Source organism: Amycolatopsis stemonae (assembly GCF_054781455.1).
The window spans coordinates 1-14922 of record NZ_BAAGUJ010000026.1; the positions used below are offsets into that span (position 1 = coordinate 1).

Below are 14922 nucleotides of genomic sequence, written 5' to 3' on the forward strand. Positions count from 1 at the left end.
CGCTGGTGCGTGACATCATCGCGGAGCTGGTCGGGCATCTGATTTCGTGGGCGTTGCAGGTGTTGTTCACCCTGGGGATCGGGTTGACCTGGGTGGTGCCGCAGGTGGTCGGTGCGGTGGCGAAGACGGCGTCGAAGATCGCGGATCTGACGAAGCGGCTGGTCAAGGCGTTGCAGGCGTTGATTCCGCTGCTGAAGCGGGCCGGGGATTTGTTCTCGGATGCGGCGAAGGCGTTGAAGAAGATCACGCCGGGTAAGGCCGCTCCCGCCCCGAAGCACGCCGACATCAACGGCAGCCCGAAGGGTTTGGATGGCCCGAAGGGCAAGGGCGGGCCGGACGCGCCGCCGCCGAAGACCGACCCGCCGCCGGCGTCGAAGGGGCCCGACGACGGCACCCACACCTCCGGGGCGAAGGGGCCCGACGACGGCACCCACACCTCCGGCGCCAAGAGCGACCCGCCCCCCAAGACCGATCCCCCGCCCAAGACCGACCCACCCGCCGACCCCCCGCCGGCCGCCAAGGGCCCCGACGGGAACACCACGCCCTCGGGCGCGGGCAAGGGGCCCGACACCCCGCCGAAGATCAAGGACAACAACCCCAACCCGTCGGAGCACACCACCCCGGCCGCGAACCGGTCGCTGTGCGGCGACCCCATCGACGTCGCCACCGGCGCCGTCCTGCTGGAGCAGACGGACGTCCTGCTGCCCGGCGCGCTGCCGCTGGAGCTCGGCCGGACGCACCTGTCCAGTTACCGCGCGGGCCGGTTCTTCGGTCCGACGTGGACGTCCACAGTGGACGAACGGATCGAGGTCGAGCCGGACGGCCTGCACCTGGCGCTGGCCGACGGGACGCTGCTGCGCTACCCCGTGCCCCGCGGCGTGGAGCCGGTGCTGCCGGAGCAGGGACCGTACCTGGCGCTGCGCCGGGTGCGGCACGGCTTCGTCGTCGGATCGCCGCAGAGCGACCTGATGCGGTACTTCGCCGCCAAGCCGGGGGAGACCACCCTGCCGCTGCGCGCCCTGGTCGACGGCGCGGGCAACCGGGTCGTCGTGCAGCACCGCGGCGGCGTGCCGGTGGCGGTCGAGCACTCCGGGGGCTACCGGCTGGAGCTCGACTCCGCCGACGGGCTGATCACGGCGGTGCGGGTGGCCGGGGAGCCGGTCCCGCTCGCCGAATACCGCTACGACGAACGCCGCCGCCTGGTCGAAGTCACCGACGCGGCCGGCACCCCGCAGCGGTTCCGCTACGACGCCGACGGCCGGATCATCCGCTGGGAAGACGTCAACGGCCGCTGGTACGGCTACCAGTACGACGCGCAGGGCCGCTGCGTCCGGGCCCGCGGCGCCGAGGGCTACCTCGACGCGACGCTGGCCTACGAGCCCGGGTCGACCTCGGTCACCGACTCCCTCGGCGCCGTCACGCGCTACCGCCTCGACGAGCAGCTGCGGGTCGTCGGCCGGACCGACGCGCTCGGCAACAGCACCAGCACCGAGCTGGACGCCTTCGGCCGGGAGATCACCCGGACCGACGAGCTGGGGCACGTCACCCGCTGGGAGCGCGACGCCGCCGGCAACGTCACGACCGTGATCCGGGCCGACGGCACGCGGATGGTCACCGAGTACGACGAAGGCGGCCGGCCCGCCGCCGTGACCGGGCCCGACGGCGCCGTCTGGCGCTACGAGCACGACGAACGCGGCCGGCTGGTCCGGGACGTCGACCCGGCGGGCGCCGCGACGACCTACACCTACGACGAGGCCACCGGCACGATGGCCACGGTGACCGACGCCCTCGGCGGCGTCACCCGGTTCGAGTCGAACGCGGCCGGGTTGCCGGTCGCGATCACCGCGCCGGACGGCTCGGTCACCCGCTACGGCTACGACGGTCTCGGCCGGCTCGCGAGCGTCACCGACCCGGCCGGCGCCACGACCCGCACCGTGCACAACGCGGCGGGCGATCTCGTCGAGCAGGTCGACCCGGACGGTGCCGTGCACCGCTACGGCTCGGTCGCCCTGGGCAACACCGACGAGCGGACCGACCCGCGCGGCGGGGTCAGCCGGATCGAGTACGCGCAGTTCGACCTGCCGGTCGCCGAGCAGGGCCCGGACGGCGGCGTCCTGCGCTACGGCTACGACACCGAGCTGCGCTTGACGTCGGTGACGAACGAGGCCGGGCTGGTCTGGCGCTACGAGTACGACCCGGCGGGCCGGCTCGTGCGGGAGGTCGACTACAACGGCCGCTCGCTCGACTACGCCTACGACGCGGCGGGGCGGCTCGTCCTGCGCAGCAACGGCGCCGGGCAGACCATCGCGTTCGAACGGGACGCCCTCGGGCGCGTGGTCCGGCGCCGCAGTGGCGACGAGATCGCCGAGTTCGCCTACGACGCGGCCGACCGCGTGGTCACCGCCCGCAACGCCCACAGCGAGGTCCGCTTCGCCTACGACTCGCTCGGCCGGGTGGTCAGCGAGTCGGTCAACGGCCGGGCGGTGCTGTCGGCCTACGACGTGCTCGGCCGCCGGACCCACCGGCGCACGCCGACCGGGGCCGAAGCGGTGTTCGCCTACGACGCCCGCGGCCGCGCGACGTCGCTGGCCAGCGGCGGGCGCACGCTGCAGTTCGGCTACGACGCGGCCGGGCGCGAAACCGCGCGCCGGCTGGTCACCCGGTACGGCGTCGCCGCGGAGCTCCAGCAGGCCTGGACGCCGGCGGGGCAGCTGGCGGCCCAGACCGTGCGCCGGGGCGAAGCCACGGTGCAGCGCCGGGAATACGGCTACCTGCCCGACGGGCACCTCGCCACGGTGACCGACCTGATTTCCGGGCCGCGCAGCCTCGAGGTGAGCCCGACCGGCCGGGTGCTCGCCGTCCGCGGCGCCCGCTGGCAGGAGAGCTACAGCTACGACGTCTCGGGCGCGATCACCACCGCCGACTGGCCGGGCGCACCGGAGGCGAGCGGCCCGCGCGGCTACCGCGGCACGTTGCTCACCGCGGCCGGCGCCACCCGCTACACCCACGACGCCGAAGGCCGTGTCGTGGCCCGGGAACGCGGCGGCCGGCGCTGGGAATACCGCTGGAGCGCGGAAAACCGGCTCACCGCCGTCCGCACGCCCGACGGCGCCACGTGGCAGTACCGGTACGACGCGGTCGGACGGAGGATCGCCAAGCAGCGGCTGGACGCGGCGGGCGCGGTCGTCGAGCAGGTCGAGTTCGCCTGGGACGGCACCCTGCTCGCCGAACAGGTGCACGGCACCCCCGGCGGCCCGCTGGTCGCGACCGTCTGGGACTGGGCGCCGGACGCCGAGCGCCCGCTCGCGCAGACCGAACGCGTGCTCGGCGACGGCACCGACCGGTTCCACGCCGTGCTGACCGACCTGGTCGGCTCGCCCGCGGAGCTGCTCGACGAGACCGGCGCGCTGGCCGGGCACCAGCACACGGCGCTCTGGGGCGCGATGGTGTCCGCGGGCGGCCCGGCCGGCACCCCGCTGCGGTTCCCCGGGCAGTACCACGACCCGGAGACCGGGCTGCACTACAACCTGCACCGCTACTACGACCCGGAGACCGGGCGGTTCGTCTCGCACGACCCGCTGGGGCTGACCCCGGATCCGGATTCGCTGGCCTACGTCGGCAACCCGACCGCCATGATCGACCCGCTAGGGCTCGCGAAGGCGACCCCGTGCTCGATGGCGGGCGCGGGCGGCGGCGGGGGCGGGAAGAAGCCGAACCCGAACCACTTCCACCCGTACAGCAAGCCGAACGGCGGGCTGAACAAGGGCAAGCGCCGGGCGCACAAGTACCCGGAAGGCAGCTACGGCGACAAGGACTTCGAGCGCAAGCGGCTGGAGAACAAGTTCGGGTCGAAGATCGACGGCAACTCGACCCACCAGTCCGAGCACACCGCGGGCTTCGACGTCCTCAACGACAACGGCGCCCCCGGCAAGGTGGCCCGCAAGGACGGCCGGGACCTCGAGAACAACGCGTGGGCGTACTACGAGGAGCACGGCGCCCACCGCGCCCACCCGGGCACCGGCACCAGCCACGCCGTGCACGACTCGGGGTGGAACGCGCCGACCTACCGGCGGGACCAGCGGGCCGCGATCGAGAACAACGACCCGAACACCGCCGTCCAGCTCAACCAGCTCGGGTACGCGCACCAGCCGGGCTTCCAGGGCAACCACGCCGACCCGGCCGTCCGGAACCGGATGGACATGGCCGACGACTCGTACCACCAGATGGTCAACGACGTCCACGCCGGCGGCGAAGGGATGCGGTACAACCCGCGTCCGGGCGCGGCCGTCCCGGACGGCGGCGCGAACGTGCCGGGCACCGGCCACGTCACCACCCGGCCGTTGACCGACGCCGACGCGTTCGAGCTGCACGAAGCCCGCAACGCGGCCCGCACCGGCAACTGGCCGGCGGGCGACGACGTCTGGCAGCGCTACTACCGCGACCCGACGCCGGAGGACTGGGCCCGGCTGGAGCGGGGTGACTTCGACCCGCCGCAGCTGCCCCCGATCAAGCCGGGGAGCCCGATGAACCTGGACTAGCGGCCGGGCGGCACGCTCGACAGACGGCCTCCGGGGGTCGACACTGGGCCGATGACCGGCCTGATCACCGGAAGCCGTGTCCGCCTGCGCCCCGCCGCAGCCGCGGACGCCGCCCGGTTCGAGGAGATCCTGTCGCACCCGGACATCGCCCGCTGGTGGGCGGACGCCGAGGAACCGGTGGCCGCCCAGGTGTCCTACCTGCTGGACCCCGACGAGGGCACCACGACCTACGCCATCGAGCACGACGACGTCATCGTGGGCATCGAGCTGGCCTTCGAGGAAGCCGACCCGCAGTACCGGCACGCGGGGATCGACATCGCGGTGCACCCGGACTGGCAGGGCCACGGCCTGGGCTCCGACGCCATCCGCACGCTGGCCGAGCACCTGTTCACCGTGCGCGGGCACCACCGGGTGGTGATCGATCCCGCGGCCGACAACAAGGCGGCCATCAAGCTGTACCAGTCCCTCGGCTTCCAGCCGGTCGGGACGATGCGCGCGTACGAGCGCGGGCCGGACGGCAGCTGGCACGACGGCCTGCTGATGGACCTGCTCGCCGAAGACCTCGTCCCCGCCGTGGCGCTGAGCGGGTCGTGAGCGCGGCGGCCCCGGCTGCCGCGGACCGGCAGCTGCGGCGGGTCGCCGTCGCGAGCGCCATCGGGACCACGATCGAGTGGTACGACTACTTCATCTACAGCACGGCGACCGCGCTCGTGTTCGGCAAGCTGTTCTTCACCTCGCTTTCGCCCGCGTCCGGCACGCTCGCCGCGTTCGCGACGCTCGGCGTCGGGTTCCTGGCCCGTCCGGTCGGCGGGATCCTGTGGGGCCACTTCGGCGACCGCGCCGGCCGCAAGGCGATGCTGGTGCTGTCCCTGCTCCTGATGGGCGTCGCGACGGTCGGGGTCGGCCTGCTCCCGACGTACTCCGCGATCGGGGTGTGGGCGCCGATCCTGCTGCTGGTGCTGCGGCTGCTCCAAGGGCTCAGCGCGGGTGGCGAGTGGGGCGGGGCCGCGCTGATGGCCGTCGAGCACGCCCCGGAAGGCAAACGCGGCCAGTACGGCGCGTTCTCGCAGATCGGCGTCCCGGCCGGGCTGATCCTGGCGCAGCTGCTGTTCTTCGTCCTCGGCCGGTCCCTCACCGACGCGCAGTTCGCGGCGTGGGGCTGGCGGGTGCCGTTCCTGGCGAGCATCGTGCTCGTCGGCGTCGGCCTGGTGATCCGGCTGCGGATCGAGGAATCCCCGGTGTTCGCGCGGCTGCGCGAGTCCGAGGCCCGCAGCAGCAAGCCGATGGTCGACGTCCTGCGCGAGCGGCCCAAGGCGCTGCTGGTGGCGTCGGGCAGCTTCATCGCGAACACGGCGATCGGGTACATCTTCCTGGCGTACCTGCTGTCCTACGGCACGTCCGTGCTGAAGATCGACCGCACCACGTTGCTGGTGGTGGTGATCGTGGGCAGCGTGACGTGGCTGGTGAGCATCCTCGTCACGGCGGCCTGGTCCGACCGGGCCGGGCGCAAACCGGTGTACCTGGCCGGGTCGGTGCTGCTGGTCGTCTGGCCGATCCCGTTCTTCCTGCTGGTGGACACCAAGGCCACGGGCTGGCTGATCGTCGCGGTGGTGGTGCTGAACATCGGCCTCGGCGCGACGTACGGCCCGCAGTCGGCGTTGTTCGCGGAGCTGTTCGAGCCGCGCTACCGCTACAGCGGCGCTTCGTTCTCCTACGCGGTGGGCGCGGTGCTGGGCGGCGGGTTCGCGCCGCTGATCGCGACGGCGTTGCAGACCTCCACCGGGACGTCGCTTTCGGTGTCGCTCTACCTCGTCGCCGTGGCGGTCCTGAGCCTGGTGGCGGTGCTGTTCATCCCGCGGTCAGAGCCGGTCTAGGCGGACGGCGGCGGCCATCCGCTCGTAGCCCGCGTCGCCCGGGTGGAGGTGGTCGCCCGAGTCGTAGGCCGGCAGCATCCGCAGCGGGTCGGCCGGGTCGCGGACCGCCGCGTCGAAGTCGACGACGCCGTCGAACACGCCGCTGGTGCGGATGAACGCGTTCACCGCCGTGCGGGTCGCTTCGAGGGTGTCGTCGTAGACCCGCCAGCCCTTGAACGGCGTGAGCGTGCCGCCGAGGACGCGGATGCCGCGGGCGTGGGCCTGCGCGACGAGCTGGCGGTAGGCCGAGGTGATCGCGTCCGGGTCGGTCTGGTGCGGGTCCTGCTGGATGTCGTTGATGCCTTCGAGCACGATCAGCGTCCGCACGCCGCCGACGCTCAGCACGTCGCGGTCGAAGCGGGACAACGCGTTCTGGCCCGCGCCGTCGCCGGGCTTGTCGAGCAGCAGCCGGTTGGCGCTGATGCCGGCGTTGAGCACGCCCAGGCGGCCGTGCAGGCGGTCGGCCAGGTAGTCCGGCCAGCGGTGGTTGGCCCCGGCGGCGGACCCGACGCCGTCGGTGATCGAGTCGCCGAGCGTCACGATCGAAGCCTCGGCGCCGCCCTGGACGTCGACACCGGAAACGTAGTGCCACACGGAGGTCTGCTCGGTGTAGGGCGCGCCCGACTCGCTGCCGGCGAAGTCCCCCGCGCGGGTGAAGTACGACGTCTGCGACGCGGCCGGGTGATAGGTGACCGGGCCGGACTTCGCCGGCACGTACGTCGTCACGAGCAGGTTGGCGTCGGCCGGGATCCGCACGTCCGCCGGGTCGCTCAGCGCTTCGGCGCCGGCCGGGACCACGACGCTCGCGGCGCCGCCGAACGTCAACGACCGCAGCGTTCCCGGCACCGCGTCCGCGCCGGTGCCCTGCACGGCGATCGTGACGTGCCCGAAGGTCAGGGGAGCGGCGCCGAAGGCGTTCGAGAGGTGGACGCGGGCCCGGCTGCCGCCGGCGCTGGAGTGCACGACGTTGCGGATCGAGAAACCCGGGTAGCCGTCCGGGGTGTTGGCGACCCCGGCCGCGGGCGCCGCGGCCCACGTCCCGACCCAGCCGCCCACGGCGTGCTCGGCGGTCGCCGGGAAAGCGCTGTCCGGGTTCGCGCTGCCGGACGTCGTGAGGATGCCCAGCCCCGCCAGTACCGCCGCGCTCACAGCCAGGAAGCGTCGCATGCACTCACAGTGGCTCGGCTGCTCCGGACCAGGGACCGCTGATCAGGTGAGCGACCGGACAAGATCCCGGACAGTGCGGGGGCGGGCCCGTCCGGGATTCTGGGGATGCCGGACGGGCCCGCGCGAGGTGGCCGTTGCCGCGACGGCCGCTCGCCGGAGTGCCCGGTCCCGATCGGGCGGAGGCTGGCCCGGATCGTTGCGTCGTGGCAACTCCGGAGGGCGTGTGCGAGACGCCCTCACCCCAAGCACGGCCACCGGCCCCGCGCGGTTCAGCGCACGCCCGAGGTTTCTCGCCCCGTCGATCGCCGAACGCCGTGAAGGCCATCCGGGGAGACTCCGAGTCTCTCCGGATGGCCTTCACGGCGTTTCAGGCTGCTGCGGGAAACCCGCCGAGCGCGCGGTGCCCGGCGTCGGTCAGCTCGGCCGGCGCCCACTGGCCGGGGGCGACGATCGTGGTCGCCCGGACCAGCCCGGCGCGGGCGAGGTCGTGGGCGGTGTTCTGGTCGCAGCACGACAGCCCGTCCACGCGGAGGTCGGGTTCGCAGCTGCAGCGGAGCTCGGCACGGCCGTCGGCGATCGCCTTGAGCATGGCGATCCCGCGGCGGCTCAGCGGAGAGGTGGACATCGGTCTGGCCTTTCGTCGCGGCTGGGACTGGTGGCGAGGTGCTGCAGCTCGTTACCCAGGACCACGCGCCGGACGTGGGCGCGGTTCATTTCGATCGCGCCGGTTGGCCCTTGACACGGAGAGAGCCAACGAGCAGGGTCATTCATCGGATGAATCACCGTTCTATCGGCGACAGAGTGCCTGATGAGGGTGGACTCTGTCGTCTCCCCGCCGTAGTCATCCGATCCCTGGAGGTTCAGTGACGACCTTCCCCCGCCGTCAAGCTCTCGGTATGGCCCTGGGCGGTGCCGTGGCCCTGAGCGCCGCCGGCCTTACCCCGGCCGGCGCGGCCACCCCCGTGGACGCCGCTCCCGACAGCCCGGGCACCCCGATCGTCCCGCCCCCGCCACCCGTCCCGGTCGCCCTCGACGCCTGGTTCTCCAACGACGGCATCGACAGCGCGTCGGCCCCGGGCGGCGACTTCGACGGCTCGGGCTACACGTTCCCGGCCGAGCACCTGCCCGTCGGCCGGACGGCCACCGTCGGCGGCGTTCCGTTCAAGCTCGGCTCCGCGGCCGCCGGGGCCAAGAACGACATCGCCGCCACCGGGCAGACGATCGAGCTGCCGAAGGGGCGGTACTTCGTCGCGTACTTCCTGGTCGCGGCCAGCTACGGCGCCACCGGCGGCACGGCGACCGTGCACTACGCCGACGGCACCACGAGCACCGGTTCCCTCTCGGGCCCGGACTGGTACACGGGCACCGGCGCGCTCGTCTCGCCGTTCCGCTACGCCCCGGGCGGCGTCGTCGACAACAACCCGGTTTCCCTGGCCACGGGACAGGTCTGGGTCGACCCGGCCCGCGAAGCGGTGGCCCTGACCCTGCCGACGACCGCCACCCCGGCGCCGAACGTCCCGAGCCTGCACGTCTTCGCGCTCACCCTCCAGCCGGTGGCCACCGGCCGTTCGGCGCTGATCCTCGACGGCCGCTCGACGGCCAACCTGCTGACCGACGGGGGACCGCAGGCCGCCGAAGCGACCGTCGTCAACGCGGGCACGGTGTGGCTGGGCGCCGGCGACCGGGTGAGCGTCACCCTGGACGTCCCCGGCGGCCGGACGACCGTGCCGGCGACCATCCGCGCGCTGGCGCCGGGGGAGCAGGCGACCGTGCGCCTGGGGCTCGCCCCGAACACGTCCGTGCCACCGGGAACGACCACGAACGGTCAGCTCCGCGTCACCTCCGGGCGCGGCACGCTCGCGACCCAGCAGGTGCCGGTCACCCTGGGCGTCCCGGACTTCCGGCCGACCGACGCTTCGCTGTCGACGCACCGCGCGCCGTACTGGTTCACCGACAGCAAGTTCGGCATCTTCATCCACTGGGGCGTGTACGCCGTGCCCGCGTGGGCGCCGGTCGGACAGCAGTACGCGGAGTGGTACTGGCAGAACCAGCAGGACCCCAACGGCGCGACTTACGCCTACCACAGGGAAAAGTACGGCGAAGACTTCGGCTACGACGACTTCATCCCGATGTTCACCGCGGCGAAGTTCGACCCGCGCTCGTGGCTCGAGCTGATCGCCGACGCGGGCGCCGAGTACTACGTGCTGACGTCCAAGCACCACGACGGCTTCGCGTTGTGGGACACCAAGGTCAGCGACCGCAACTCCGTCAAGCTCGGCCCGGAGCGCAACGTCATCGACGAGCTGTTCACGGCGTCGCGCAAGTACACCCCCCAGCTGCGCAACGGCCTGTACTTCTCGCTGCCGGAGTGGTTCAACCCGGACAACCCGTGGATGGGTCACGCGCCGCGCAACCCCTACACCGGTGCCGCGCTGCCCTACACCGGGTACACCGCCGGGAAGGACTTCGTCCGCGACTACCAGGCGCCGCAGGTGCTCGAGCTGATCTCGGAGTTCGACCCGGACGTGCTGTGGTTCGACATCGGCGGCGTCAACGACACCCGCGACGTGATCACCGAGTACTTCAACCACGCGAAGAACCGCAAGCGCCCCAAGGACGTCACGTACAACGACCGCGGCGGCATCCCCGACCACGACTTCACCACACCGGAGTACACGACCTACCCGAACACCGTGGTGGCGAAGTGGGAGGCGAGCCGCGGCCTCGACCCGTTCTCCTACGGCTACAACCGCGCGACCCCCGACGACCGCTACATGACGGCGGAGGAGGTCGTCCGCACGCTCGTCGACATCGTTTCGAAGAACGGCAACTTCCTCCTCGACATCGGCCCGGACTTCGACGGCACCATCCCGCAGGTCATGCAGACGCACCTGCGCGACGCGGGCGCGTGGCTGAAGGTCAACGGCGAAGCCATCTACGGCACGACCTACTGGTCCCGCATGGCGCAGCTCGGCGACCTGCGGTTCACGGTCAAGCAGAACGAGGCTTTCTACGTCCATTCGCTCGTGGCACCGGGCAGCCGCGTGACGGTGGACGCGCCGGTGCCGATCCGCACGGGCGACCGCGTCACGCTGCTCGGGTACCGCGGAAACCTGCACTGGACGGTGGAAAACGGGTCGCTGGTGATCGACGTCCCGGCCGCCGCCCGGCAGGCGGGCCGCTACACCTGGGTGTTCAAGATCGCCTGGAGCTAGAGGTCGGCGTTCTTGCCGATGTAGAGCTCCGCGAACGCCGCCGCGGCCGCGGGCGAACCCAGCAGGCGGCGCATCCGGGCTTCCGCGATGCGTGCCTGGAACGGGTTCTCGCCCGCGGCCGCGGTGTGGTGGAAGATGTCCGACAGCCACTGGGAGAACTCCTGGTACTGCCACACCAGCGGCAGGCAGGCGCCGGAATACCCGGCGAGCGGCGCCGGATCGCCGGCGTAGTGCGCCTGGACCGCCTCGGCGAGCAGGAACGCGTCGTGCAGCGCGAGGTTCAGGCCTTTCGCCGCGATCGGCGCGACCAGGTGGGCCGCCTCTCCCGCCAGGTACAGGCGGCCGTGCGCCATCGGCTCCACGACGTAGTTGTGCATGTCGAGGATGCGCTTTTCGACCAGCCGGCCTTCGGCGATTTCGCCGTCCGGCACGGTGAGCCGGGCGTGCGGCTCCTGCCAGACGCGCTCGTCCGGCCAGTCCTCCTCGGTCTCGCCCGCCGCCGTCTGCAGGTAGAACCGCGTCACCGCCGGGGTGCGCGCCATGTGCGCGGCGAACCCGCGCGGGTGGATGCCGAACAGCACGCCGTCGGCGGACGGCGGGGCCTCCGCGAGCAGCGCCAGCCAGCCGATTCCGTAGTCGTGGTGGGCTTTCACCGTCGTTTCCGGCGGCAGGTACCCCTGGGTGACCCCGCGGGCGCCGTCGCAGCCCGCGACGAAGTCGCAGTCGATCCGGTGCTCGCCCTCGGCGGTCCGGAACGTGACGGCGGGGGAGTCCGACGTCAGGCCGTGCAACCGGACGTCGGAGACCTCGAAGACGGCCTCGCCGTCCGCGTCCGTGTACTGCGCGACCAGGTCCGTCACGAGAAGCTGTTGCGGGTAGACGAAATGCCGTTGCCCGGTGACGTCGCCGTAGCGGAAGGCGTGCCGCCGCCCGGCGAACCGGAACTCGAACTTCTCGTGCCGCGGCGCCGTCGCGACGAGCTGTTCGCCCAGGCCGCGTTGTTCGAGCCCGCGGACGGCCCACTCCTCGATGAACCCGGCCCGCGGCCGCTGTTCGATGAACGCCCGGCTCTCGGTCTCCAGCAGCACGCAGGGAATCCCCGCGCGCCGCAGGAGGTTCGCCACCGTGAGCCCGGCCGGACCCGCCCCCACCACGGCCACCGCCGTGCGCGTCGCCACCATGCGCCCGAGGGTAGCGTGAACCGGGTTCAGTAGAACTGCCTCAGCTTCGGCCACGCGGTCGACCACGGCTCGGTGAGCGTGCACAGCGAAATCACGGTGCCTTCTTCGTCGTTGTCGACGCCTTCGGCGTTGTGGTTCTCGGCCACCGCGTGGCACCCGGTGATCAGCCGTGACGCGGGCGAGCCGCGGTCGAACCCCCCGACGACCAGAACCGGGCCGACCAGCCGGTCCGGCGGCGGGCCCCAGTCGGCGTAGGACATGTGCGGCGAATACGGCTGGGGCAGCCCGAGCGCCGGTCCGTAGTGCTCGAGCGCGCCGGCTTCGCCGTAGTTTCCGGCGACGATCACCGCGGTGTCCCGCTCGGTGGCCGGGATCCGCTCCCACGCCCCGGCGACGGTCTGGGCGAACTCCGGCCAGCCGACCTGCTCGCCGGGCTCCTTGTTGACCGCTAGCAGCGGGCCGTTCAACGCCGCCGGTGGCACCACCGGGAGTCCGGTGAGGACGGACACGGCCGCGCACACCACGGCGGCCGCGCCGAGGAGCACCCGCCGTGTCGTGCCCCGGGCCAGCCAGCGCAGCGACGGCTCCGCACCGAGGGCCACCAGAGGCAGCAGCAACGGCACCGAGTAGTACGGCTTCCCGCCCAGGACCAGGAGTTCGACGCAGACGACCGGGTACGCGACCGCCACCGCGCGGGCCCAGCGCAGCGCCGGGTCACGCCACGGCCGCACGAGCCCGGCGATCCAGACGGGCACCAGCACGGGGGAGAGGTAGACCAGCTGCATCGGCACGAACAGGACGCGGTTCTCGAAGCCGTCGTCCTCGCTGATCCCGCCCGCGACGGTGAGCATCGGCCAGCCGTGCGCCGCCTGCCAGACCACGACGGGCGCGGCGAGCACGACGGCGATCCCGACGCCGGCCGCGAGCCACCCGGTCCGCAGCACCCGGCGCGGCCCGGCGATCGCGACGCCGACGCCCAGCCCCGAGAGCAGGAGCAGCACCAGCCACTTGTTCGCCAGGCCGACGCCGGCGGCGGCGCCGATCGCGAGCCACCACCGGCCGTCGCCGGTGCGCAGGAGTTTCACCCCGAACAACGTGATCAGCGACCACAGCAGCACGTCCGCCGAGTTGGTGGCCAGCATGTGCGCCACGACCAGCGCGTACGCCGACAGCACCGTGGCGGTCGCGGTGAACAGCTGCGCGCCGCGGCCGGCGCCGAACTCGCGGGCGATGAGCGTGACGACCACGACGGTCGCCATGCCGAGCAGGGTCGCGACCACGCGCAGCCCGGTGGGTGTCTCGCCGAACACCGCCGTCGACGCGCGGGCGAGCCACGGCGTGATCGGCGGGTTGTCGACGTAACCCCAGTCCGGCCGGTGGCCCGCCGCGACGAAGTACAGCTCGTCACGGTGGAAGCCGTAGCGCCCGGACAACGCCGTCAGCACGACGGCCTGCACGGCGACGACGATCCCCACCGGAAGCGCGGCGAACCGCGGAAGGTCCCGGCTTGCCCCCATGGCACTCCCCTCGGCGTGCCAGGATCGTACGCCGCGGATCACGCCGCCGGGAGCGCTCCGACGTATTCGCCACCCGCGTCCCCGACCAGCTCGGCGACGGTCTGCGCGCGCCGGATCGGGGTGAACTCGACGTCTCCGCGCTCGGACACGGTGAAGCCGTGCACGGCCGGGCGCGGCAGCGTGTTGTAGGCGTAGTGCGCGCCGAAGTAGTACGCGCCGGTGTCGTGCGCGACGACGAGGTCGCCGGGCTCCAGCAGCGGCAACGGCCGTTCCTTCGCCAGGAGGTCGCCCGCGAAGCACAGCGGGCCGGCGACGTCCTGCGCCACCTCGGGCCCGGTCTTCGGCGTGCCGTCCGCGCCGAGCGCGGTCAGCCGCAGCGGCCAGTGCTCCGGCTGGAGCACGGTCCGGGCCGCCACCTGCGCACCCGCGTGCGTCACGGCGATGGGCCGCCCGCCCGCGACCTTCGTGTACTCGACCCTGCTGACCAGGAACCCGTTCTTGGCCAGCAGGGACCGGCCGAACTCCGTGACGAACCCGTAGTCGCCGTCGGCGAGGGCCGGGACCTTCGTCAAGAGCGTCGCGACGTAGTCGGCGTGGGTCGGGCCGGCGTCCTCGGAGGTGAAGTCGACCGGCAGCCCGCCACCGAGGTCGAGGCTGGTGATCTGCCGGTACCCGGCTTCGGCATTGATCCGCTCGGCGAGGTCGTGGACCGCGGCGACGCCCTCGGCCATCAGCTCCGGCGGGCAGCCTTGCGAGCCGACGTGGACGTGCAGCCGGGTCAGCCACGGCCGTCGCGTGACGGCTTCGATGACGCGATTCCGGTTGTCCCGCAACGGGACGCCGAACTTCGAGGTCGTGGTCGCGGTGCTGGTGTCGCCGATCCGGCCGGCCCCGATCTGGGGGTTGATCCGCAGGCCGAGCACCGAACGCGGGTGCTCGCCGACGAGCGCGTCGAGGCGGTCGAGCTCCTGGAAGTTGTCGGCGTTGACCGCGGTGCCCTCGGCCAAGGCGTGCTCCAGCTCGGCGGCGGTCTTGGCGGGGGAGTCGAGCACCAGCCGGGCCCCGCGCAGGCCCGCGGCTTCGGCGACGGCCGTCTCGCCGGGGCTCGCGACCTCGGCGTCGATCCCGAGGTCGCCGAGGAACCGCAGGACCGGCGCGAGGCCGCACGCCTTGGCGGCGACGGTGTGCTGCACGCGTCCGAGCGGGGCGAACGCCTTGGTCAGGTCCTCGACGGCTTCCCGGAGACCGGCCAGGTCGACGAACCCGGCCATCGGGTCGAGGAGGTTCCGGTCCGCGGCGGCGGAGAGGGCACGGAGCTTGCGATCGGTGCGGTTCACGGTCCCAGTCTCGGTTCGGCGCCGCCGGGCGGTCCAAGACTTGGTCCCTCTCGA

Annotated in this window: 9 protein-coding genes; 4 read left to right on the top strand and 5 right to left on the bottom strand. The window is 72.7% G+C overall.

Going from position 1 to position 14922, the window contains the following annotated elements; all coding sequences use genetic code 11:
• From ACYVLJ_RS45850 to ACYVLJ_RS45860, 3 genes are all read left to right on the top strand, one after another.
• On the top strand, positions 1–4538 hold a 4538-nt coding region (locus ACYVLJ_RS45850), incomplete at its 5' end, for an RHS repeat-associated core domain-containing protein (protein ID WP_460443432.1).
• Between the two features lie 51 nt (positions 4539–4589).
• Positions 4590–5132 carry a GNAT family N-acetyltransferase gene (locus tag ACYVLJ_RS45855; protein WP_460443433.1) on the top strand — a complete coding sequence of 181 codons (543 nt, stop codon included), beginning with the start codon at positions 4590–4592 and terminating at the stop codon, positions 5130–5132.
• Positions 5129–6412 (top strand): MFS transporter, encoded by a 1284-nt coding sequence (locus ACYVLJ_RS45860; RefSeq protein WP_460443434.1) that lies wholly within the window; start codon positions 5129–5131, stop codon positions 6410–6412. Before ACYVLJ_RS45855 ends, ACYVLJ_RS45860 begins: the two co-directional genes overlap by 4 nt.
• Here the strand turns inward: ACYVLJ_RS45860 and ACYVLJ_RS45865 are convergent.
• Positions 6398–7618 (bottom strand): SGNH/GDSL hydrolase family protein, encoded by a 1221-nt coding sequence (locus tag ACYVLJ_RS45865; protein ID WP_460443435.1) that lies wholly within the window; start codon positions 7616–7618, stop codon positions 6398–6400. The two genes, ACYVLJ_RS45860 and ACYVLJ_RS45865, sit on opposite strands and share 15 nt — an antisense overlap.
• A gap of 367 nt (positions 7619–7985) precedes the next feature.
• The gene (locus tag ACYVLJ_RS45870) at positions 7986–8243 is read right to left on the bottom strand and encodes a hypothetical protein (RefSeq protein WP_460443436.1); all 258 of its coding nucleotides are present in this window, start codon (positions 8241–8243) and stop codon (positions 7986–7988) included.
• A 271-nt stretch (positions 8244–8514) separates the two neighbouring features.
• Here ACYVLJ_RS45870 and ACYVLJ_RS45875 point away from each other — a divergent pair, with 271 nt between their 5' ends.
• Positions 8515–10833, top strand: a complete 2319-nt coding sequence (locus ACYVLJ_RS45875) for an alpha-L-fucosidase (RefSeq protein ID WP_460443437.1) — start codon at positions 8515–8517, stop codon at positions 10831–10833.
• Here the strand turns inward: ACYVLJ_RS45875 and ACYVLJ_RS45880 are convergent.
• The 3 genes from ACYVLJ_RS45880 to ACYVLJ_RS45890 are packed head-to-tail and all read right to left on the bottom strand — an operon-like array spanning position 10830 to position 14868.
• The gene (locus tag ACYVLJ_RS45880) at positions 10830–12014 is read right to left on the bottom strand and encodes a Rossmann-fold NAD(P)-binding domain-containing protein (RefSeq protein WP_460443438.1); all 1185 of its coding nucleotides are present in this window, start codon (positions 12012–12014) and stop codon (positions 10830–10832) included. The two genes, ACYVLJ_RS45875 and ACYVLJ_RS45880, sit on opposite strands and share 4 nt — an antisense overlap.
• A 26-nt stretch (positions 12015–12040) precedes the next feature.
• Positions 12041–13531, bottom strand: a complete 1491-nt coding sequence (locus tag ACYVLJ_RS45885) for an ArnT family glycosyltransferase (RefSeq protein ID WP_451988459.1) — start codon at positions 13529–13531, stop codon at positions 12041–12043.
• A gap of 38 nt (positions 13532–13569) precedes the next feature.
• On the bottom strand, positions 13570–14868 hold the full coding sequence (locus tag ACYVLJ_RS45890; protein WP_460443439.1) for a type III PLP-dependent enzyme domain-containing protein: 1299 nt from the start codon (positions 14866–14868) through the stop codon (positions 13570–13572).
• Positions 14869–14922: the final 54 nt, after the last annotated feature.